Here is a 22331-nt window from a genome sequence, read left to right as displayed (position 1 = left end):
TCGTGGCGTCGTGGTCGAGCACGGCTCAGTACGGCTCGGGCACGGCTCGGCACGCACACGGGGCGGTCTCGCGGGCCGCAGGGGGCGGTCCGCGCCCGTAGCCATCACCCCACGATCGTGGGGACGTAGAGGGGGATGCGACCCGGCATGGCCAACTTCTCGAAGTCGAACGTGCCTCAGTTCTCGGTGGACGTCTACCAGAACGAGTACCTGCCCGAGGGCGGAGTCGAGGTCAACGCCATCGTGACGGTCACCGCGACCGGCGGCGGCACGGTCGGGAGCGCGGTCGCCGCGCCCCACCTGTACTCACCGGGCCAGGGCCCGTCCGCGGCGGTGGCGCTCATGGTCGACTGCTCGGGCTCGATGGACTACCCGCCGACCAAGATGCGCAACGCCCGGGACGCCACGGCCGCCGCGATCGACACCCTGCGCGACGGTGTGCACTTCGCCGTGGTCGGCGGCACCCACGTGGCCCAGGAGGTCTACCCGGGCGTCGGGCGGCTCGCGGTCGCCGACGCCACCACCCGGGCACAGGCCAAGCAGGCCCTGCGCAAGCTGAGCGCGGGCGGCGGCACCGCCATCGGCACCTGGCTCCGGCTGGCCGACCGCCTGCTGTCGTCGGCGGACGTCGCCATCCGGCACGGCATCCTGCTCACCGACGGCCGCAACGAGCACGAGGCGCCCGAGGACCTCAAGGCCGCCCTCGACGCCTGCGCCGGGCGCTTCACCTGTGACGCCCGCGGGGTGGGCACCGACTGGGAAGTGAAAGAAGTCACAGGGATCGCCTCCGCCCTGCTCGGCACCGCCGACATCGTCGCCGACCCGGCGGGCCTCGCCGCCGACTTCACGCAGATGATGGAGGCGGCCATGGGCAAGGAGGTCGCGGACGTCGCCCTGCGCCTGTGGACCCCGGTCGGGACCACGGTGAAGTTCGTCAAGCAGGTCGCCCCCACGGTCGAGGAGCTGACCGACCGCCGCACCGAGGCGGGGCCGCGCGCCGGGGACTACCCCACCGGTTCCTGGGGCGACGAGTCCCGCGACTACCACGTCTGCGTGCAGGTACCGGCCGCGAACGTCGGCCAGGAGATGCTGGCCGCCCGTGTGTCCCTGGTCATTCCCGAGCCCGACGGCACCGTCCGCAACCTCGGCGCGCAGGGACTCGTACGGGCCTTGTGGACGGACGACATGACCGCCTCCACGGCGATCAATCCCCAAGTGGCCCACTACACCGGGCAGGCGGAACTGGCACAGGTCATCCAGCAAGGTCTCGATCTGCGCAAAGCGGGAGACATCGACGGAGCAACGGCCAAACTGGGCCGGGCGGTCCAGCTCGCCGGAGCCTCCGGAAACGCGGATACGGCGAAACTGCTCGCGAAGGTGGTGGACGTGGTGGACGCGGCGGCAGGTACTGTGCGACTGAAAGCGAAGGTCGAGGAGGCCGACGAGATGACTCTCGAGACCCGGTCGACGAAGACTGTTCGTGTAAAGAAGTAGAGAAGTCACGCAGGACAACACAGCGACAAGCTCCGCAAGAGGGGGAAGCTCCGACATGCCGACCTGCCCGAACGGACACCAGTCGGGTTCCGACGACTGGTGCGAGGTCTGCGGTCACCGCATGGCCGGTACCGTGCCTCCCCCTCCCCCGCCGCCGCCCGGCGGTGGCTACGGCTTCCCGCCGCCCGGTGGTCCGGGCGGGCCTGGGGGTCCCGGCGGGCCTGGCGGTCCCGGCGGGCCTGGCGGTCCGGGCGGGCCCGGCGGCCCCGGCGCCGAGCCGCAGCTGTGCCCGCAGTGCCGCACGCCACGTGAGGGCGGCGCGCCGTTCTGCGAGGAGTGCCGGTGGAACTTCCTCACCAACACCGCCACCTCGTACACCCCGGCGGCTCCGCGCCCGCCGGCGCCCGGTCCGGCGCCCCGCTTCCCGCAGGCGCCGACGGGGCCGTCGTACGGCGGCGGTGACTCGTACGACTATCAGGGCTCCCGCCCGTCGCAGATGAACCGGCCCGCCGAACCGATCCCGCCGGGGCCGTCCTTCGGCGGTGACCCGTCGGGTCCCGGGGGCCAGGGCAACGGTCCCGGGGGCCAGGGCGGTCCCGGTCGTCCGGGCGGCGGTCCCGGCCGTCCCGAGGGCCAGGCGGGTCCCGGGGGTCCGGGTGGCCCGCAGGGTCCCTCCGCCCCTTACAACCCCGGCCCCGGCGGCCCGGGCGGCCCCGGCGGCTTTGACGGCCGCCCGGGTGGCGCCGGTGGTCCGGGCGGGCCCGCTGGACCTGCGGGTCCTGGTGGACCTGGGGGTCCTGGTGGGCCTGGTGGCTTTGGCGGTCGCCCCGGTGGCCCCAACGGACCCGGCGGCCCTGGCGGCCCGGGCGGACTGAACGGTCCTGGTGGCCCGGGTGGCCCGGGTGGCCCCAACGGACCCGGTGGCCCTGGCGGTCCCGGTGGCCCGAACCGACCTGGCGGTCCCGGCGGTCCCGGCGGCCCCGGCGGCCCCGGTGGCCCCGGTGGCCCCGGTGGCCCCGGGGGACCGAACGGTCCCTCCGGTCCCCCGGCCCCGCACGGCTTCGGTGCCGACCCGTCGCGGCCGGTTCCGCCGCCGCCCGGGCCCGTCCCGCCGCCGCCCGGCCCCGGTGGGCCGGGGGGCGCCCCGCAGGCGTACCAGTCCGGTCCGCCGGCCCCGCCCGCCTTCCCGCAGGAGACCAACCGGCCGCAGCAGGGCGGCCCGTCCTTCGGCGGCAGTGACGACGACTGGGTGCTCTCCCCGCCGTCGACCACCGGACAGCCGGGCCCTGGCGGTCCCGGTGGTTCAGGCGGTCCCGGTGGCCCGAACGGTCCTGGTGGCCCCGGTGGTCCCGGTGGCCCGAACGGCCCCGGTGGTCCCGGTGGTCCGAACGGCCCGGGTCCGGCCCGGGGCGGTGGTTACGGCTACCCGCAGCCCGGCGCCACCCAGGCCCCGCCGCCCCCGCCCGGTCAGGGTTTCCCGCAACGGCCCCAGCAGCCGGCGACCTGGACGGTGACCATCGGTCCGGACCGTGAGTACTTCATGGCGATGATGCAGCGCTCCGGCCCCGAGGCCGCGGGCCTGAACCTGCCCGCGTACTCGCCCGAGCAGCAGCGCACGCTCACCGGCAACCAGATCACCATCGGCCGTCGCAGGCACTCCACCGGCGACACCCCGGACATCGACCTGGCGGTGCCGCCGGAGGACCCGGGCGTCTCGCACCAGCACGCGGTCCTGGTGCAGCAGCCGGACGGCAACTGGGCCGTCGTCGACCAGAACTCGACGAACGGCACGACGGTCAACGGCGGCGAGGAGCCGATCCAGCCCTTCGTGCCGGTGCCGCTCCAGGACGGCGACCGCGTGCACGTCGGCGCCTGGACGACGCTCACGATCCGCCGGGGCTGACCGGGCCGGGCCCGTCACGTCAGGCCGTTCAGGTGAGCGGCCAGGCGTACGGGCCCTCCGGGTCGTCCAGCCACGCCCAGGCCCGTTCGCCGCTCACGGTGATGCCGTAGCGGTCGCGGGCCGGGGCGTCCTCGCGCTCCCACAGCGCGTACGCCTCCTGCGGATCGAGGTTCCCCCGGGTCAGCGTCAGCAGGAAGCGGAACAGGTCGTCGCCCCGGGCCCGGCGCGGCACTCCGCCGAGGTCGGGCGTCTCCGGCTCGTGCCGTTCCGCGCCGCGCAACGGCACGAAGTACGCGGGCGTGTGCAGGAAGTGCCCCTCGGCGTGCTCCGCGTCGCGGACGGCGAGGACGACCAGGCCGGTGGCGAACGGGATCAGGATCCGGCCGCCGGGGCGGCACTGGGCGAGCCAGGCACGCGGGACCGAGGGCAGCTCGCAGGTGGCGAGGATCCGGTCGTAGGGGGCGCGCTCGGGGACGCCTCGCGCGCCGTCGCCGGTGACGACGGCCGGGTGGTATCCGGCGGCGGCCAGGTGCCGGCGGGCCGACTCGGTGATCTCGGGGTCCAGGTCGACGGTGGTGACCAGGTCGCCGTCGCCGAGCCGGTGGGCGAGCAGGGCGGCGTTGTAGCCGGTGCCGGCGCCGATCTCCAGGACCCGGTCGCCGTCCGTCACGCCCAGCTCCACCAGCATCGTCGCCATCAGCGACGGCTGGCTGCTGGAGGAGAGCAGTTCGCCGTCGCGCACCCGGGTCGCCAGCGGGGCGTCGGCGTAGGCGCCGCGCACCCAGCGCTCGCGGGCCGCCGGGTCGGGGTGCTCGCCCCACCGGCGTTCGTAGCCGCCGAGGACACCGACGTAGTAGTACGGCACGAAGAGGTGGCGCGGGACCGTCGCGAAGGCCTCCCGCCACACCGGGTCGGCCGCCCAGGCGCCGCTCAGCTCGATCTCCCGCACCAGCTCCGCCCGCGCGGAGACGGCGAGGCCGTCCAGGTCCTGGTGCCCGCCCATGTCTCCACAGTAAGGGCCGGGCGGGGCGGGGGCCGGGGTCCTAAGCCCCAAGTCCTATGTCCACGCGTCTGAGACCATGGACGACGTGAATGAGATTCGGCGCGGCACGCTTCAGGAGCAGACCTTCTACGAGCAGGTCGGCGGGGAGGAGACCTTCCGCCGGCTCGTCCACCGTTTCTACCAGGGGGTGGCCGAGGACCCGATCCTGCGGCCGATGTACCCGGAGGAGGACCTGGGCCCGGCCGAGGAGCGTTTCGCGCTCTTCCTGATGCAGTACTGGGGCGGTCCGACGACGTACAGCGACAACCGCGGCCATCCGCGGCTGCGGATGCGGCACGCCCCCTTCGCCGTCGACCGGGCGGCGCACGACGCCTGGCTGAAGCACATGCGGGTCGCCCTCGACGAGCTGGGGCTGTCCGAGGAGCACGAGCAGACGCTGTGGAAGTACCTGACGTACGCGGCCGCCTCGATGATCAACACGGCGGGCTGAGCCACGCGTTCGCCGGGGCCGGCGTGACCCGGGTGACTCTCGAGTTCACCGGGACGGAAGCGACCCGCGAGTCGGGCGAGGCGACTGCCTCGTGCGTCGGCGTGAGACCGGAGTGACCCGCGGGCCCGCCGCGGTCAGTGACGAGCGTATTCCGGTCACCCACCCCCGGAATCCGGTCACAATCCGGTCAAGTCCGGTTCCCGGGTGCTTACTTCCGTCCCACCCCCTCTGACAGCATCGCCCGAAGGTCTGGACAACAGGACCGGGTGACGGGGCAGGGACCGGGTGACGGGGGGCCGGGTGACGGGGTTCGGGGGGCTCGCGGGGTTCATGCTGCTGCGCGCGCGGGCGCATCGTCTGCTGCTCGCCGCCGCCCTGCTCACGGTGCTGCTCACCACGGCGGTGCTGACGACCCTGACCGCCTACTCGGGCGCGATCGGCGACGCGGCGCTGCGCCACGCCCTGCGGGACCCCCGCAACGCCGCCGACACCGCGCTGATCGTCAAGGCGGATGTGCCGGAGGACGGGCGCGAGGACGCCGACAGCACCGTGCGCCAAGGCGCCCGGGAGGTCTTCGACGGACTGCCGGTCGCCGTCCGGTCCATGGTGCGGTCCGGCCCGTACGGCCTGCCGGACACGCTGCGCCCGCGTGGCGAGCGCTCCGGCGACCCGGACCTGACGTACTTCGCCGCCCTGGACCCGGGCCAGGTCCGCGTCACCGAGGGGCGGGCGCCCCGCGAGGCCGACGGGCCGGTCGAGGTCGCGCTGCCGACGACCGCCGCCGAACGCCTCCACGTCCGGCCCGGCACCCGCCTCACCCTCGCCGACCGGCTCGGCGGCCCGCCGGTACGCGTCGAGGTCACGGGCCTGTACCGGCCCGCCGAGGCCACGGCACCCTACTGGCGGCTGGACGACCTCGCCGGGCGCGGCGTCAAGCAGGGCGGTTTCACGACGTACGGTCCCCTGCTCGCCGCCCCCGGTGTGCTGACCGGCGGCACGGTGAGCGAGGGGCCGTCCGGGTGGCTGGCGACGGCCGACTTCTCCTCGGTGACGGCGGACCGGACGGACGCGCTGCGCGGGGCGGCCCGTGACGGGACGGCCTGGCTGCGCGGGCGCCCGGTCCTCAGCGGCACCACCGCCGCGGGCACCTCCCTGCCCGAGGTCCTGGACCGGCTCGACCGCTCCCTGCTGGTCTCGCGCTCCACGCTGCTCGTGGTCGCGCTCCAGCTGGCCCTGCTCGCGGCCTGTGCGCTGCTGCTGGTGGCCCGGCTGCTGAGCGCCGAACGCGCGGGCGAACTGCGGCTGCTGCGGGCGCGCGGCGCCTCCCGGGCGCGCATCGCGGGGCTGGCCGCGCTGGAGGCGCTGCTGCTGGCCGTACCCGCGCTGGTCTGCGCCCCGCTGCTCGCCGGGCCGTTGACCCGGTTGCTGGCGGGGCAGGGCTCGCTGGACCGGATCGGGCTGCGCCTCCAGGTGCCGTCGTGGGGCGGCGGCGGGGTGTGGCTGGTGGCGGGGGTGGCGGCCCTGGGGTGTGCGCTGGCCGTGACGCTGCCCGCGCTGACCGCGTCACGGGCCGCCGGGGGACGCGCCCGGCCACTGCCCGCCCCGCTGCGCGCGGGAGCGGACGTCGGGCTGCTGGTGGTGGCGGGTGTCGCGTACTGGCAGTTGTCCGGGCAGGCCTCGGGCGCGGTGACCGGCGACAGCACGGGCGCCCTCGGCATCGACCCGCTGCTCGTCGCGGCGCCCGCGCTGGCGCTGCTGGCCGGGACGGTGCTGACGCTGCGGCTGCTCCCCCCGGTGGCGCGGCTCGCCGAGCGCCGGGCGGCGGGTGGGCGCGGACTGACCGGGGCGCTGGCGGGCTGGCAGCTCAGCCGCAGGCCGATGCGCGGGGCCGGGCCGGTACTGCTGCTGGTGCTCGCGGTCGCCCTGGGCATGCTGGCGGTCGGCCAGGGCGCGTCCTGGGACCGCTCGCAGGACGACCAGGCGGACTTCCGGGCCGGCGCGCCGGTGCGGTTGCTGGCCGCCGGTTCCGTGGAGCCGGGCCGCACCGAGACGTACGCGGCCGTCCCGGGCGTGGCGGAGGTGGCCCCCGCGGCCCGTGCGACGCTGCCGCTGTCCGGCGACCGGACGGCGACGGTGCTGGCGCTGGACACCGCGCACGCGAAGGACACACTGCTGCTGCGCCCCGACCTGTCGCCCCGGCCAGCGCGCTCGCTGCTGACCCCGCTGGGCACCGGGGGCACGGCGGCCGGCACGCGGGTTCCCGGGGGCACCGCGCGACTGGGCGTGACGGCGACCCTGCACAGCTCCGGCACCGACGCGGCCACGGACCAGGGTGGGAGCACGGACGCGGGCACGACGGCGGACGTGACGGTCACGGTGCAGGACCGCTACGGCACCCCGTTCCGGCTGCCGGCCGGGGAGCTGGCCGCCGACGGCCGCCGCCACACCCTCGACCTCGCGATCTTCGCCGGCCCGCTGACCGTGACCGGCGTGGAGCTGGTCATGGTCCAGCCGGTCGCCCGCGCGGAGCGGCACCGCCTCACCCTGGAGCGGATGACCGCCACGGCGGCCGACGGGACCGTGCGGCGACTGCCGCTGCCCGGCTCCTGGACGGCCTCGGTGCGCGGCGACGGGCAGGTCTCGTCGCCGAACGCGGACACCAGCCCGACCAAGCCCCGGATGCGGCCGTCCGGGCCGCCGTCGATCGAGTACGGCACCGGGTACGTCCCGACCGGCACGTCCTGGACGACGCCCGCGGTGACCGTGCGGCTGGACGTCGCACAGCCCGCGCCGCCGCAGATCACGGCGGTGGCGACCGACCGCTTCCTCGACTCCGTGGGCGCCCGCACCGGCCAGCGCGTGGACATCACGCTGGCCGGCCGGAGCCTTCCGGTGCGGATCGTGCGCTCGGTCCGTGCCCTGCCGACCACCGGCGCGGCGGAGGCGACGGAAGCGGGCGCGACGGGCGCCGCGAACGCGAAGGCGAAGGACGGCGGGGCCCTGCTGCTCGACCTGCGGTCCGTGAACCGGGTGCTCCAGGCGAAGCACGGCCAGAGCCTCGCCCCCACCGAGTGGTGGCTGCGCACGAAGCCGGGCGACACGGCCGGCGTCGCCGCGGCGCTGCGCGCCTTCCCCGACGTGGCACCCGCGCAGGTCCTGGTGCGGGACGAGCTGGCCGGACAGTTGCGCGACGACCCGTTCGGCACCGGCCCGGAGGCGGCGTTCGCCGCGGCGGCCGGGGTGGCGGCGGCGCTCGCGGCGGTCGGGTTCGCGGTGAGCGCGACGGGCTCGCTGCGGGAGCGGAGCGCCGAGTTCGCCGTCCTGCGCGCTCTGGGTGCGTCACGCCGCCGGCTGGCCCGCACGGTCGCCGTGGAGCAGGGCGTCCTGCTGGCCATGGCCCTGGTGGTGGGTACGGCGCTGGGTGCCGTCCTGGCCCGCGCGGTGATCCCCCTGATCGTGCTGACCCCCCAGGCCACCCGCCCGGTGCCCGACGTGCTCGTCGACCTGCCCGCCACCCGGGTCGCCGTCCTCCTGGCCACCGTGGCCCTCACACCGCTGCTGGTCACGGCCGCCCTGACGCTCCGCCGGGCGGACCCGGCGGCGACGCTGAGGGAACAGGGAGGTGAGGCGCGGTGAGCCGCGAACGCCCCGCCGCGGGGACCACCGGGAGTGGCGCACGGGCACGCCCCTGCCCCACCCACTCCACGACCGCCCCGGCGGCGGCACCCGCCACACGAGGAGAGCGGGCCCCGGTGCACCGCGTCCCCCGCCCGTCCGCCCCGGCGGCCCCACCCGGCCCAGGACAGGGAGGTGAGGCACGGTGATTCCCGTGGCCGTGCCGTGGGTGCGTACCCGGTTGCGTACCGCGCCCGGTGCCGCGTGCGCGCTGGCGCTGCTGGTGGCGTTGACCGCGTGTCTGGCCGCCGCCTTCCCGAGGGCGCTGGACCGGTACGCGGACGCGGGCCTGAACCTCGCCGTGGAGCAGGGCCGCCCCGACCGGACCAGCGTGCTGCTGACCGTCCCGCAGCCCGACTTCGGCATCTCGATGCAGGAGCGGCAGGACGCGCTGCGTCCGGGCCCGCTGGGCGAGCGGTACGCCAGGGCGCTCGCCGCCGTGGGCGGGCACCTGGTCGTCGACCGGGCGCAGTCGACGTACGGGGTGCGCACCACCCAGAGCCTGGAGGTGCCGGAGCCCTGGCTTCCGCGGCCGAGCGAGCTGCCGCCCCGGTTCTTCCTCGCCGCCCAGCACGGCCTCGGCGACCACGCCAGGCTGAGCTCCGGCCGTCTGCCGCGTACGCCGGACACCCCGGTGACCGCAGCGACCGACCGGGTGGAGGCGGTGGTCACCACCGAGACGGCCAGGCACCTGCGCATCAAGGCGGGGTCGGTCCTGCACGTGCCCGGCGTGGTACGCGCCCCGCTCACCGTCCACGTCACCGGCGTCCTCGCCCCCCGCGACCCCGACGGCGCCTACTGGGCCACCCAGCCCGTGCTGCGCAGCCCGTCGCTGATGACGGTGCCGGGGTCCACCAGCCCGGTTTCCGACAAGTACTGGCTCGGCGCCCTGCTGCTCGCCCCCGACGCGGCGCCCGCGCTGCTGGGCACGGCCGGGAACCCCGTCCGCTACTGGCAGCTGGCCCCGGACGCCGACGCGCTGCGCGCCCACGACCTGGACCGGCTGAACTCGGCCGTCGCCACCCTGGAGACCGGCCCGGGGCTGCGCGAGGTGCGCTCGGCGGTCGACCCGGCCACCGACGTCAGCACCGACCTCGACGAGGTGTTCGCCTCCTTCGGGGAACTGCGGTCGGACCTCACCCCGCTGATCGCGGTCGCCGTCGTCGGTGCGGGCACGGTCGCCGGCGTCGTCCTGCTCATGGCGGGCGGCCTCGCCGCCGACCGCCGCCGCACCGAACTCGCCCTGCTGCGCGCCCGCGGCGCCTCCCTGCGCGGGCTGACGGGCAGACTGCTGGCCGAGACGGCGGTGGTGGCGCTGCCCGCGGGCGCCCTCGGCCTCGGCGTCGCGCTGCTCGCGCTCCCCGGGGGGCGCCTCGCCCCCGCCGCCGGCGCCGCCGTCGCGGTCACCGCCCTGGCCTGCGTCGCGCTGCCCCTGCGGGCCGCCGCCGAGCACCGGGCCGTGCGCGTCCACGGCGGCCGGCGGGACGTGGCCTCCGTACGTCCGTCCCGGCGCCGTGCGGTCGCCGAGCTCACGGCCGTGGTCCTGGCGCTCGGCGCGGTCGAGACCCTGCGCCGCCGGGGCGCGACGGGCTCCGCCGGGGACCTGGTGTCGCTGGCACCCGTGCTGGTCGGCGTGATCGCCGCGCTGGTGCTCGTCCGCCTCTACCCGCTGCCCCTGCGCCGGCTGACCCGCCCGGCGGGGCGGCTGCGCGGTGCGGTGGGGCATCTGGCCCTGGCCCGGGCCGGCCGTACGTCCGTCTCCGCCGTGCTTCCCCTCCTCGCCCTGCTGACCGCGCTCACGACCGCGGCCTTCGGCGGCTCGGTCCTGGCCGGCGTGGCGGACACCCGTGACCGCGCGGCGCTGCTCACCGTCGGCGCCGACGCCCGGGTCGAGGCGACCGGACCGCTGCCGTCCGGCCTGCCCGGCCGCCTGCGCGGCACGTCCGGCGTGCGGGATGTCACCGAGGTCGGCCTCGCCTACCAGGCCAAGGCCGAGGACGGCCGCCAGTCCCTGCCGCTGGCCGGCGTGGACCCCGCCGCCTACGCGGCCCTGGCGGCGCGGACGGAGCTGGGGTCCTTCCCCGCGGACGACCTGAGACGGCGCGGCGGCCCCGGAGAGCCCCTCCGTGCGCTGGCCTCCCCCGCGGTCGCCGAGCGGTTCGGCACCAGCCCCTTCCCGGTGCGTCTGGAGGACGGCACCTTCGTCACCCTCCGGGTCGCCCTCGTCCGCGACCGCACCCCGGCGGTCACGGGCGACGACTTCCTGGTCGTGGACCGGGCCGGACTGTCCGCCGAGGCGGCCCGTCCGACCGTGCTGCTGCTGTCCGGCGACCACCTGGACACGGGTGCGCTGCGCCGGGCGGCCGGCGACGCGGTGTCCCTGCGGCTGCGGTCCGAGGAGCGGGCCCGGTACGTCGACTCGCCCCTGCAGTCCGGCGCCGAACGCGTCTACACGGCGGCCGTGGCGGCGGGTGCCGGGTACGCCGTCCTCGCCCTGCTGCTGTCCCTGCTGCGTGCCGCCCCGGAACGCGCCGCCCTCCTCGCCCGCCTCCGCACCATGGGCCTCACCCGGTCCCAGGGCCGCCGCCTGCTCGTCCTGGAGTCCCTGCCCCAGGCCCTGCCGGCCGCGGCGGGCGGTGCCCTGACGGGCTGGGCGGCCGTCCGGCTGCTCTCCCCCGGCATCGACCTGACGACGATTGCCCTGGCGACGACGACGTCCCCGGTGGAACGCGCCGAGCTGCGCACGGACCCGTGGTCGCTGGCGGTGCCGGCGGTCGCGGTGCTGGTGGTGGCGGTGGGCGTCGCGGCGGTGCAGGCGTGGTGGTCGGGCAGGCGTGGGTCGGTCACCGAGCTGAGGGCGGGAGACACGCGGTGAGCGATTCGGACACGAGAGGGGGGCGCGCACCTCAGGAGCCGCCCGCCACGGCCCATGGGCCGGAACCCGCGCAGGAGGCACGATGACGACGGACCCCACCCTCGCCGACCTGGCCGACCGCGCGACCGCGTCCCGCGCCCGGCCCGCCTACGGCCACGACGCGCTGATCACCTGTGACCGGCTGGTCCGCGTCTTCAGCACGGACGGCGTGGAGGTGCAGGCCCTCCAGGGCCTCGACCTGCTGGTCCACGACGGCGAGCTGATGGCCCTGGTGGGCGCGTCCGGCAGCGGCAAGTCCACGCTGATGAACATCCTCGCCGGCTTGGACACCCCGACCGCCGGGGCGGCCCGCGTGGCCGGACGCGACCTGCTCACGATGACCGCGAAGGACCGTCTCGCCTACCGCCGCGAGGTGGTGGGCTTCGTCTGGCAGCAGACCGCCCGCAACCTCCTGCCGTACCTGTCGGCGGCCCAGAACGTCGCCCTGCCGCTGCAACTGGCCGGCACCCGTGGCCGGGCCGGCCGACGGGCGCGCGCCGAACGCGCCCTGGAGCTCCTGGACCTTCTGGACGTCGCCGACTGCCGTGACCGCCGCCCGCACGAGATGTCCGGCGGGCAGCAGCAGCGGGTCGCCATCGCCGTGGCCCTGGCGTGCGGACCCGCGGTCCTGCTCGCCGACGAACCCACGGGTGAGCTGGACTCCCACACCGCGGAGCAGATCTTCGCCGCCTTCCGCACCGCGAACGAGCACCTGGGCACCACCATCGTCATCGTCACCCACGACCAGGCGGTGGCCGGCGAGGTCCGCCGCACGGTCGCCATCCGCGACGGCCGCACCTCCACGGAGGTCCTGCGCCGCAGCGAGGTGGACGCCGCGACCGGCCACGAGACGGTGGTGGCCCGCGAGTACGCCATGCTCGACCGCGCCGGCCGGCTCCAACTCCCCGCCGAGTACACCCGGGCCCTCGGCATGCGCGACCGCGTCGCCCTGGAACTGGAGCCGGACCACATCGCCGTACGGCCGGACGACAGCGCCAGGAACGAAACGCCCTGACCCCACGACGGCCTGCGGGTTCCGGGCCCCGCGGTGGGACGGGCCCCGCGGTAGGACCGGCCCCGCGGTAGGACGGGCCCCGCGGTGGGACGGGCCCCGGTGGGAAGGCCCCCCGGGCCAGGGGTTCAGCGGACGCTGATGCCCAGTGCCCCGGCCCCCGCCCGGCGCAGGGCGACGGAACCGTAGGGGGTGCGCAGCCGCAGCCACGCGCCGGACGAGAACAGCTTGGGCGCGTCCTCACCGGATGCGGACGCACCGCGGGCCCCGGGAGCCCCGGAGGGCCCCGCTGCCTCCGTGGGGCGCAGGAACCCCAGCGACTGGGCCGCGTGCACGGCCCGTACCGGCAGCCCGGTGTCCCCGACCGTCCGGGACCATATCTCCCGCCCGATCCGGTCCAGCTCGGCCCGGGTACGCCGCTCCGGCGGCAACTCCCCCGTACGGGCGCGGAACTCCGCCACCGCGGCGGCGACCAGCGCGCGCAGGTCGCCCGGGGCGGGCAGTCCCGGCTCGGTCCGCCAGCCGCCGCGTGGCGGCAGCACCCCGGCCCACGGGGGCCCGGTCACCGCGCCCGGGACGCCCGCCGTGGCCGCCGTCTCGTCCACGGCCTCCAGGAGTTCACCGGCGGACACCGTGACGTCCAGCGTGACGTCGAGACCGTCCTCGTAGGGCTTGGCCAGCCGCACCGCCCGCACGGCCAGCACCTCGAACGAGGGCGGCCGGCCGAAGACGGCGAGGGCGGTGCCGGCCGCCTGCAGGCGCACCGCGGCCGAACGGTCGTAGTGCAGCAGCCGGGAGAGGAAGGCCGCGAGGTCCGCGGCCTCCCCTCCGTCGGCGAGGTGGAGGACCGTCATGCGGCGACGGCCTCCTCCTCGTTCTCCATGTACTCGCTGAGGAACTCGCGTTCCTCAGCGGTGATCCGGCGGGGCGACTGCGCCTCGAAGTCGAACGGCACGATCACCGTGGAGGCGCGCACATAGACCTCGTCGCCGTCCTTGACCTCGTAGGCGAGCGTGAAGGAGGCCGCCCTGATCTGCGTGACCCACAGCTCGATGTCCACGGGCGCGTGCCGGTGCACGAGCTGCCGTTTGTAGTCGATCTCGTGGCGTGCCACCACCGACCCCTGCTTGAACTCCTTGTCCGGGCGGAACAGGAAGTCGATACGGGCCTCCTCCAGGTAGCGGAGGAAGACCACGTTGTTGACGTGGCCGTACGCGTCCATGTCCGCCCAGCGCAGTGGGCAGCGGTAGATGTGCCGCAAGATCAGCCCCGGGTCAGCTTCTTGTAGGTGGCGCGGTGCGGACGCGCGGCGTCCGGGCCGAGCCGCTCGACCTTGTTCTTCTCGTACGACTCGAAGTTGCCCTCGAACCAGAACCACTTGGAGTCACCCTCGTAGGCGAGGATGTGGGTGGCGACGCGGTCGAGGAACCACCGGTCGTGGGAGACGACCACGGCGCAGCCGGGGAACTCCAGCAGCGCGTTCTCCAGGCTCGACAGGGTCTCGACGTCGAGGTCGTTGGTCGGCTCGTCGAGGAGCAGCAGGTTGCCGCCCTGCTTGAGGGTGAGGGCGAGGTTGAGCCGGTTGCGCTCACCGCCGGACAGGACACCGGCCGGCTTCTGCTGGTCCGGGCCCTTGAACCCAAAGGCGGAGACATAGGCCCGCGAAGGCATCTCGACCTGTCCGACGTTGATGTAGTCGAGCTCGTCGCTGACGACGGCCCACAGCGTCTTCTTCGGGTCGATGTTCTCGCGGCTCTGGTCGACGTAGGAGATCTTGACGGTGTCGCCGACCTTGATGCTCCCGGAGTCCGGCTCCTCGAACCCCTGGATCATCTTGAAGAGGGTGGTCTTGCCGGCACCGTTCGGACCGATCACGCCGACGATGCCGTTGCGCGGAAGCGTGAACGACAGGTCGTCGATCAGGACCTTCTCACCGAAGGCCTTGGTGAGGTTGTTCACCTCGACGACGACGTTGCCCAGTCGCGGGCCCGGCGGGATCTGGATCTCCTCGAAGTCCAGCTTCCGCATCTTGTCGGCCTCGGCGGCCATCTCCTCGTACCGCGCCAGACGCGCCTTGGACTTGGCCTGCCGCCCCTTGGCGTTGGAGCGGACCCACTCGAGCTCGTCCTTGAGACGCTTCTGCCGCTTGGCGTCCTTCTGCCCCTCGACCTTGAGGCGGGTGGCCTTGGTCTCCAGGTACTTGGAGTAGTTGCCCTCGTAGCCGTGCAGGCGGCCGCGGTCCACCTCGCAGATCCACCCGGCGACGTTGTCCAGGAAGTACCGGTCGTGGGTGACGGCCACGACGGTGCCCTCGTACTTGGCGAGGTGCTGCTCCAGCCAGTTCACCGACTCGGCGTCGAGGTGGTTGGTGGGCTCGTCGAGGAGCAGCAGGTCGGGCGCCTCGAGCAGCAGCTTGCACAGGGCGACACGGCGCTTCTCACCACCGGAGAGGTTGACCACGGGCCAGTCGCCGGGCGGGCAGCCCAGGGCGTCCATGGCCTGCTCCAGCTGGGCGTCGAGGTCCCAGGCGTTGGCGTGGTCGAGCTCCTCCTGGAGCTTGCCCATCTCCTCCAGCAGCGCGTCCGAGTAGTCGGTCGCCATCTGCTCGGCGATCTCGTTGAACCGGTCGAGCTTGCCCTTGACCTCGGCGACACCCTCCTGGACGTTCTCCAGGACGGTCTTGTCCTCGTTCAGCGGGGGCTCCTGCAGCAGGATGCCGACCGTGTAGCCGGGCGACAGGAACGCGTCACCGTTCGACGGCTGCTCCAGCCCCGCCATGATCTTCAGAACGGTCGACTTACCGGCACCGTTCGGCCCGACCACACCGATCTTCGCGCCGGGCAGGAAGTTCAGGGTGACGTCATCGAGGATCACCTTGTCGCCGTGCGCCTTGCGCGCTTTGCGCATGGTGTAAATGTACTCAGCCAAGAGAAACCGTCCGGCAGCTTGAAATCAGGCAGTGGGCAGATACACCCCATCTTGCCCGACGGCCGCCCCCGGACGGAAACCAGTACCGCGGGGCCCGCCTCGGGAGGTCGCGGGGCGGGCTACGCAGGGTCGTCGGCTCCTCGCTCACTGTTGAGTTGCCAAGGAGCGCACCGGCCCGGTGCCGGTCAGTCCTGGTTCGCTTCGGTCTTCCCGCGGAGCAGGAGCAGGACCGCGCCGCCGATCACGACCAGGCCGATGGCCGCGCCGCCGATCAGGGGCGTCGTCCCGGAGCTGCCGGTCGCGGCGAGGTTGGGGCTCGCGGAGGGGGTGGTGACGGCTGCGGGGGCGGGGGCCGGTTCACTGAGGGTGTGGGTGGTGTCGCCCGCCGCGGCGCTGCGGGTCCGGCAGTCGAGGACGCCGGTGAAGCGCTGTTCGAAGCCGGTGGGGCTGCGGACGGTGAAGTCGTAGGCCCGGTCCTCCGGCAAGGGGACCGTCACGGTCCGGGTCTCTCCGGGCGCGATGGTGTACTCGGTGTCCAGCAGCTCGAAGGTGAACGCCTCGTCGCCCTGGTTGACCGCGGTGATGTCCAGGGCGCCCTCGGCGCAGTTCTTCTCGGCGGACAGGGCGGGTATCGCGCCGTGCTCGGCCCAGGTGGCCCTCGCCGTCGCCGCGACCGTCGACTCGCTGGAGCCGGCCAGGATCTGGGTCTGGCTGCGGCTCTCGGAGGCGAAGGCGCGGCCGACCGGCACGGTGGTCGACGCCTGGACGGTCACCTCGGCGGTGTCGGCCGCCGCGTCGTCCGGCACGTCGAAGAAGATCTGGGTGCCGGTGGTGACCGAGGTGACGGGTACGCCCTTCTTGTCGACGACCCGCACCCCGTGGGTGGTGGCGTCCACCGGCGGCATCACGGTCGCGCCGCCTGCGTTGGTGCGGACCGTCACCGGACCGAGCCGCTCGCCGGGGCGGCCCGAGACCGCGGGCGGGTCCAGGGTGAGGGACGCCGCGGGCTCCGCGAGGTCGCGGGCGTTCTTCTCGAGGTAGTCCGCGAGCCGCTCGGCCTGGGCGTCGATGGCCTCGACGTCCGTGTCGTCCGAGTAGCGCCAGATGGCCACCTGCGTACCGGCCGCCGCGTCCTGCTCGGTGAGTCCGCCGCGGACACCCGCCTTCTTCGCCAGCGCGGCGAGATCGTTGACCTGGGGGTAGGAGTTCTGCAGGATCCAGCGGATGCGGCCGGCGTCCTTGTTGGTGCCCAGCGACGTGCCGCTCCAGGGCGTCTCGTGGTACCTGGCGTCCTTCTGGGTCGGGTTCTGGATGTCGACGCAGTACGTCTGCAGCGTCCCACCGCCCTCGACGGACATCTCGAACAGGCCCGCCGACACCTCCTGGTCGCCGTCCTCCCCGTGGATGACCGCGGTGCCGTACGTCTTGAGGCCGCCTATGGTGGCCGTCGCCCCGCCCTGGCCCTGGCCCGGGTCCTGGGCGGCGGCCGGGACGGCACCGGTCACCACTCCGGCGACGGCGAGCGCGGACACCAGCGCCGCGGCGGCGAGACGCGCCGCCCCTCGGCCGGGCAGAGACAGCGCGGTGAGCGAAGAAAACACCAAATTCCCCTTCGAGCAGGACCCGTTGGCGTGGGGGGCACGGTCCCACCAGCAGAATCAGCAGCCCCTCAGGGCTCGTTCGGCATCCTAAGGACGTGACACACCGTGCTGTCGATGATGGTCGTCCGCACGGTGATCCGACTCGGAATCGTTATCGCCGACGGCGTCGCGAGCAGGGCTTATCGACAAATCCACCGGGGGTCGTCCGGGGCGCATGCGCCGATAAGCCGCGCTTCGGTCACCCGTGCCCTCACGCCACCCCGGCGGGCTCCGGCCGTTGTTCCGTGGCCGCCTCGGCCGGTTCACCGGCCGGTGTCTCCCAGTCCGGCTCCGGCCGCGGCGGTGAGGCCGCCGGCTCCGCCTTCCCGGTGCGCCGGAACGCCGCCGTGCCGCGCGCGAGGTCGTGGCCGATCGCCACCGCGTCGATGTCCGCCGAGGTCCAGCTCTGCCCCTCGCGCACGTCCGTCCGTACCTTCAGGCGGCCCTGCACGACCACCGGGTCGCCCACCGCCAACGACGCCGACGCGTTGGTGGCGAGCTGACGGTTGGCCCACACCGTGAAGAAGTTGGTGTGGCCGTCCGTCCAGGTGTTCTTCTCCCGGTCCCAGTAGCGCGCGGTGACCGCCAGCCGGAACCGCGCCGACGGCCCGTTCGCCAGGTCCCGGAACACCGGCTGCGTCGCCACGTTGCCCACGGCGCAGATCATCGTCTCGTTCATCGCGAGTCCTCCCTCGCGTACGGGCCCGTCCCGTACGGCTGCGTCTGCCGCGGCGGTCGTCACGTTCCGTACGCCGCCGCCGTGACGACCGCGTCCGTCGCGATCGCCACGAGGCCAGACTGCCTCCGTCCGGGCCGGGCCCGCTGAGCGCTGTGGACCCCTGCCCACCTGTGGAAAACTCCGCCACCCCGGCGGGTGAGCCTTCCGGGCGGCAGGCCCCCCTACCTCACCGCCGCCTCCACCCCCACGACCCGCCCGTACTGCTCCCGTACCTCCCGGTACCGCAGCAGCTCCGCCGCCAGCGGATCCAGCACCCGCGCCCGGCCGCACCCCGCGGCCGCCTCCCGCAGCCGGCGTTCCGCCTCGTGGCCGTAGCGCCGCGCCGGTCCGCGTGCCGCCATGCGGCAGCTCCACTCGATGAGGGGACCCCCGACGATGCCGGCCACCATCAGCAGCACGGGCACGATCAGGTTCGGCGGCATGAAGCCGATGATCTGGCCCAGCAGCCACAGACCGCCCACCACCTGCAGCAGGGTCATGGACGCCTGGGCCAGCACGGCCACCGGCCACCACCCCGGCCGCGGCGGACGCCCCGGCGGCAGCCCCGCGCGCACCGCCAGCTCGTCGAGGGCCTCGGGAAGTCCCTCGGCGCCGCGGACGGCCGCCTCGCGCATCGCCTGTGCCCACGGCGCCGGCAGCCCGGCCGACGCACGGTCGGACACCGTACGCACCGCCTGCTCGACGCGTTGACGGGCCGTGGCCTCCTCGTCCGCCTGGGTGCGCAGCGGGAGCCGTCCCGTGGGAGGTTCGCGCCGGTCGTGGTACCAGTGCCACAGCCGCAGCCAGGGCGTGCCGCACGCGCGGTTGGCGTTGCGCAGCCAGGCGCGTTCGGCCGCCTCGCCCGCCGCGGTGGCGCCCACGGCGTCCGCGAGCCGGTCCGCGAACTCCTCCCGCGCCTCCTCGCTGAGCCCGGTCCGCCGTCCTGCGACGTACACCGGGCGCAGACGCCGGGCCGCGGCGTCCATGTCGGCCGCGATCCGGCGCGCGGGAGCCTGCCGTTCGGCGACGAACTGACCGAGCGCCTCCCGAAGTTCACCGATGCCGTCCCCGGTGAGCGCGGACAGGGCGAGCACGGTCGCTCCGGGTTCACCGTGCTCCCCCAGCGCGATGCCGTCCTCGTCCAGCAGGCGCCGCAGGTCGTCGAGGACCTGTTCGGCGGCCTCCCCGGGGAGCCGGTCGACCTGGTTGAGGACGACGAAGGTGACCTCCGCGTGGCCCGCCATCGGCCGCAGATAGCGCTCGTGGATCACGGCGTCGGCGTACTTCTCCGGGTCGACGACCCAGATGACGGCGTCGACCAGCGCCAGGATGCGGTCCACCTGCTCGCGGTGCTGCACGGCGGCCGAGTCGTGGTCGGGCAGGTCGATCAGGACCAGTCCACGCAGCGGTGACTCGGTGTCGGGGTACTGCAGCGGACGGCGGCGCAGCCGGCCGGGAATGCCGAGCCGGTCCAGGAGGGTGGCCGCGCCGTCGCTCCAGCTGCACGCGATGGGCGCCGCGGTGGTCGGCCGGCGGACGCCCGTCTCGGAGATCATCACCCCGGCGAGGGTGTTGAACAGCTGCGACTTCCCGCTGCCGGTCGCGCCCGCGATGGCCACCACGGTGTGCTGCCCGGAGAGCCTGCGCCGCGCGGCGGCCTCGTCGAGGACCCGGCCCGCCTCGGCCAGGGTCCCGCTGTCGAGCCGGGCACGGGAGAGCCCCACCAGCTCGCGCAGCGCGTCGAGCCGCGACCTGAGCTGACCGTCGTACGCCAGCGGCATCGGGGCCGCGGAACCGGCGGAGCGGCTCGTCACGACGGCGCGCTGCTCCGGTCCGGCGGACTCGTCCACCCGCCGCGCGATCAGCCCGTCGCCCCACGCTTCGGCCCCGTCCCCAGGGCCGGACGACCCGCCGACCGCTCGCTCCGGACCCGCCGTACGCTCCGGAACCACCGCGTGCTCCCGACCGGCCGCGCGCTCCGTACGGTCCGGACCCGCCACGCGCTCCCGACCGGCCGCGCGCTCCGTACGCTCCCGGGGCTCGTCCTCACGGACCCATTCCCGGCCCGGGCCATCGTTCCGGCCACGGCCCTCGTTCCGACCACGGTCCTGGTCCCGGCCCCGCTGCCTGCCCAGGTGCGCGTCCGGATCCGATTCCGAACCCGGCCGCGAATCCGGTCCCGAAGCCGGGACCGGCTCGCGGACCGGATCGCGGGCCGGATCGCGGACCGGATCGCGGACCGGGTCCGGGTCCGTACGGCGACGCGTCCCGGTGCCCGTCACGCGCGCGTGGGGATCGCGTGCGGGCTCGCTCTCGCGCTGCTGCGCACGCCCCTGGCGCCAAGCGCCCACGGCGGCACCTTCCCACGCGGTGTCCTCCTCGGCGGGCCGTTCTCCGCCCGGCCCGTCCCCGGGGCCGGTGGTGACCGCCCGGCCGGCCCGACCGGTCCGGTGGGCCTCCCCGGTGGTGCGGTCGGTGTGATCGGTGGGGTCCTGGTCAGTGACGGCAGTCACCGGTCACCTCTCCTTCTGCAGTACGGACAGCGCGGCGATGAGTTCGGCCTGCGGCTCGGCATGGATCTCCAACCCGTCGAGCGGCGCCAGCCGGCGCTCGCGCTCGATGTGCATGACCCGGTCCACGTGTTCGGTGAGCAGTCCTCCGGCCCGGTCCCGCAGCCGCACGGCCCCCTGGGCTCCGATCCGCTCCGCGAGTCTCTCCCCGGCGCTGCGCGCCCGCCGCCCACCGAGCAGCACGGTGGCGACCAGGGCGGCGACCACCTCCGGGTCCGGTGCCGTGCTCCGGTCGAGCGGGCGCACTTCTTCCTCGGCGTACTCCTCCAGCTCCCGCCGCCACCGCCGTACGGCCACCCCGATGCGGTGCTCGGCACGCTCCGGAGCGGGATCGCGGCCCGCGAGTTCCGGAGCATCCGCCGCCGGTTCGTGCCGCCAGGCCTCGTCGACGCGCTCGTCGGCGGCGGTGACGGCGCACAGCAGCAGGGCGCCCAGGCTTTCCACCAGCGAGTCGAGGAGTTCTCCGGGCGAGCAGTCGAGCGGGAAGGCACGCCACCGCTTCAGGGCGTCCCCGGCGAGCACGGCCCCCGCCCTCAACCGTCCCCGCACGCGCGCGTGCTCGCCGTCGTACGCACTGTCGACGGCGGCGGTGAGCCGCAGCGCGGCGGCGTACTGCGCGGCGGCGGCGCCGGCCAGCTCGGGCATCCGGGACCTGAGCGAGTCCAGGATGCCGTGCGCCGTGCGGGCCATCGTCTGTCGCCGGGCCTCGAAGTCCTGTGCCCGGTGGACGAGCCAGGAGCGCAGCGGCGCCACGGCGCTGGCCGGCAGCAGGCCGCCGCCCCAGGCCGACTCGGGCAGCTCGGGGACGGTGAAGCGGGGGACGTCGCCGAGCCCGGCCTTGGTGAGCAGCGCCCCGTACTGCCGGGACACCTCGGCCACCACCTGGTGGGGCACCCGGTCCAGCACGGTGACCAGGGTGGCGTCGTACTCCTTGGCGGTGCGCAGCAGATGCCAGGGCACGGCGTCGGCGTACCGGGCGGCTGTGGTGACCATCACCCAGATGTCGGCGGCACAGATCAGTTCGGCCGCCAGGACACGGTTGTCGGCGATGAGGGAATCGATGTCGGGCGCGTCGAGGAGGGCGATGCCGGGCGGCAGGGTGTCGGCGGTCTCGACGCGCAGCACGCGCGCGGGGTTGTCGCCCGGCAGGAGCAGGTCGTCGTCCGATTCCCGGTGGGGCGCCCACTCGCGCGCGAGGTCGGGCAGCACCCGCATGCCGCTGAACCAGTGATGGTCCTCCGGATGGCACACCAGCACCGGCGTCCGTGTGGTGGGCCGCAGCACACCCGCCTCGCTGACCCGCCGCCCCACGAGGGAGTTCACCAGTGTGGACTTCCCGGCGCCGGTGGATCCGCCCACGACGGCCAGCAAGGGCGCTTCGGGCTCTCTCAGCCGGGGCACCAGGTAGTCGTCGAGCTGTGCGAGCAGTTCGTCGCGGTTGGCACGCGCGCGTGGGGCCCCCGCCAGGGGCAGCGGGAAGCGTGCGGCCGCGACACGGTCGCGCAGGGCGGAGAGTGCGTCGAGCAGCTGAGGCCGTACGTCCAATGTCACCACATGCGAAGAATGCCCAATTTTAGGGGAATTCTGAAGCATATGAGGGTGCCTGCGTGCCGCCAGACACAAGGGGCGGAAGGGACTTGTGGGGCATGCGAACAGTCCAGGCATAACGAGTGCACAACACCCGGCGCTCCGGGCGCCAAAAGCGGTGCACGATTCGCACCTGCCTGCGATTATCGGGACCGCTTCACCGAACCTCCACATCGAGCCACGGAGGGGAAGCATCTCGGGCAAGGAGCCGGGAGCCCTATCCTTGTCCCCGGCGACGTCACGGATCGGCCCATCCCCGGCCACCACGACCGAGTCCACCACACCAGGCCCCCGTAGCTCAGTGGATAGAGCAGGCGCCTTCTAAGCGCTTGGCCGCAGGTTCGAGTCCTGCCGGGGGCGCCCATCTCTGCCCTCCCGTCGGGGAGGGCTTTTTGCT

Annotated in this window: 14 protein-coding genes and 1 tRNA gene; 7 read left to right on the top strand and 8 right to left on the bottom strand. The window is 74.7% G+C overall.

The features are described 5' to 3' along the window. Positions 1 to 147 precede the first annotated feature (147 nt). A complete protein-coding gene (locus KUM32_RS16770) occupies positions 148 to 1494 on the top strand; it encodes a VWA domain-containing protein (RefSeq protein ID WP_217142702.1) in 1347 nt (448 codons plus the stop codon). Between the two features lie 55 nt (positions 1495 to 1549). After that, the gene (locus KUM32_RS16765; protein WP_217142701.1) at positions 1550 to 3397 is read left to right on the top strand and encodes an FHA domain-containing protein; all 1848 of its coding nucleotides are present in this window, start codon (positions 1550 to 1552) and stop codon (positions 3395 to 3397) included. A 28-nt stretch (positions 3398 to 3425) separates the two neighbouring features. On the opposite strand, the gene KUM32_RS16760 is transcribed toward KUM32_RS16765, so the two are convergent. Next, on the bottom strand, positions 3426 to 4400 hold the full coding sequence (locus KUM32_RS16760; protein ID WP_217142700.1) for a methyltransferase domain-containing protein: 975 nt from the start codon (positions 4398 to 4400) through the stop codon (positions 3426 to 3428). 76 nt (positions 4401 to 4476) lie between these two features. On the opposite strand from KUM32_RS16760, the gene KUM32_RS16755 reads away from it, so the two are divergent. From KUM32_RS16755 to KUM32_RS16740, 4 genes are all read left to right on the top strand, one after another. Continuing rightward, entirely contained in the window at positions 4477 to 4890 is a 414-nt protein-coding gene (locus KUM32_RS16755) for a globin (protein ID WP_217142699.1), read from the top strand. Positions 4891 to 5220: 330 nt separating this feature from the next. After that, positions 5221 to 8526: an FtsX-like permease family protein gene (locus KUM32_RS16750; protein WP_217142743.1), complete on the top strand. Its 3306-nt coding sequence runs from the start codon at positions 5221 to 5223 to the stop codon at positions 8524 to 8526. Positions 8527 to 8719: 193 nt separating this feature from the next. Then, positions 8720 to 11440: an FtsX-like permease family protein gene (locus KUM32_RS16745; protein WP_374227525.1), complete on the top strand. Its 2721-nt coding sequence runs from the start codon at positions 8720 to 8722 to the stop codon at positions 11438 to 11440. Positions 11441 to 11522: 82 nt separating this feature from the next. Further along, entirely contained in the window at positions 11523 to 12494 is a 972-nt protein-coding gene (locus KUM32_RS16740; RefSeq protein ID WP_217142697.1) for an ABC transporter ATP-binding protein, read from the top strand. Positions 12495 to 12619: 125 nt separating this feature from the next. Here KUM32_RS16740 and KUM32_RS16735 read toward each other — a convergent pair whose 3' ends face one another. The 7 genes from KUM32_RS16735 to KUM32_RS16705 all read right to left on the bottom strand — a co-directional run bounded on the left by KUM32_RS16735 (position 12620) and on the right by KUM32_RS16705 (position 21901). Then, positions 12620 to 13345, bottom strand: coding sequence for a hypothetical protein (locus KUM32_RS16735; RefSeq protein WP_217142696.1), 726 nt, complete (start codon positions 13343 to 13345; stop codon positions 12620 to 12622). After that, complete coding sequence (locus tag KUM32_RS16730; protein ID WP_217142695.1) at positions 13342 to 13752, bottom strand: thioesterase family protein; 411 nt, start codon at positions 13750 to 13752, stop codon at positions 13342 to 13344. The genes KUM32_RS16735 and KUM32_RS16730 overlap by 4 nt, the downstream gene beginning before the upstream one ends. A gap of 2 nt (positions 13753 to 13754) precedes the next feature. After that, positions 13755 to 15419 (bottom strand): energy-dependent translational throttle protein EttA, encoded by a 1665-nt coding sequence (gene ettA, locus KUM32_RS16725; protein WP_217142694.1) that lies wholly within the window; start codon positions 15417 to 15419, stop codon positions 13755 to 13757. A 185-nt stretch (positions 15420 to 15604) separates the two neighbouring features. Further along, entirely contained in the window at positions 15605 to 17020 is a 1416-nt protein-coding gene (locus KUM32_RS16720) for a TQXA domain-containing protein (RefSeq protein ID WP_217142693.1), read from the bottom strand. A gap of 250 nt (positions 17021 to 17270) precedes the next feature. Next, positions 17271 to 17738, bottom strand: coding sequence for a single-stranded DNA-binding protein (locus tag KUM32_RS16715; RefSeq protein ID WP_217142692.1), 468 nt, complete (start codon positions 17736 to 17738; stop codon positions 17271 to 17273). A 221-nt stretch (positions 17739 to 17959) separates the two neighbouring features. Continuing rightward, on the bottom strand, positions 17960 to 19627 hold the full coding sequence (locus KUM32_RS16710) for a YfjP family GTPase (protein ID WP_374227524.1): 1668 nt from the start codon (positions 19625 to 19627) through the stop codon (positions 17960 to 17962). 666 nt (positions 19628 to 20293) lie between these two features. After that, the gene (locus KUM32_RS16705; RefSeq protein WP_217142690.1) at positions 20294 to 21901 is read right to left on the bottom strand and encodes a dynamin family protein; all 1608 of its coding nucleotides are present in this window, start codon (positions 21899 to 21901) and stop codon (positions 20294 to 20296) included. 320 nt (positions 21902 to 22221) lie between these two features. Here KUM32_RS16705 and KUM32_RS16700 point away from each other — a divergent pair. After that, positions 22222 to 22294: transfer RNA gene (locus tag KUM32_RS16700), tRNA-Arg, on the top strand. The last annotated feature ends 37 nt before the right edge of the window (positions 22295 to 22331 follow it).

It is taken from the genome of Streptomyces sp. AC627_RSS907 (genome assembly GCF_019049165.1).
The sequence above is the reverse complement of the archived record's forward strand: the minus strand, read 5'-3'. Positions and strand labels throughout refer to the sequence as shown.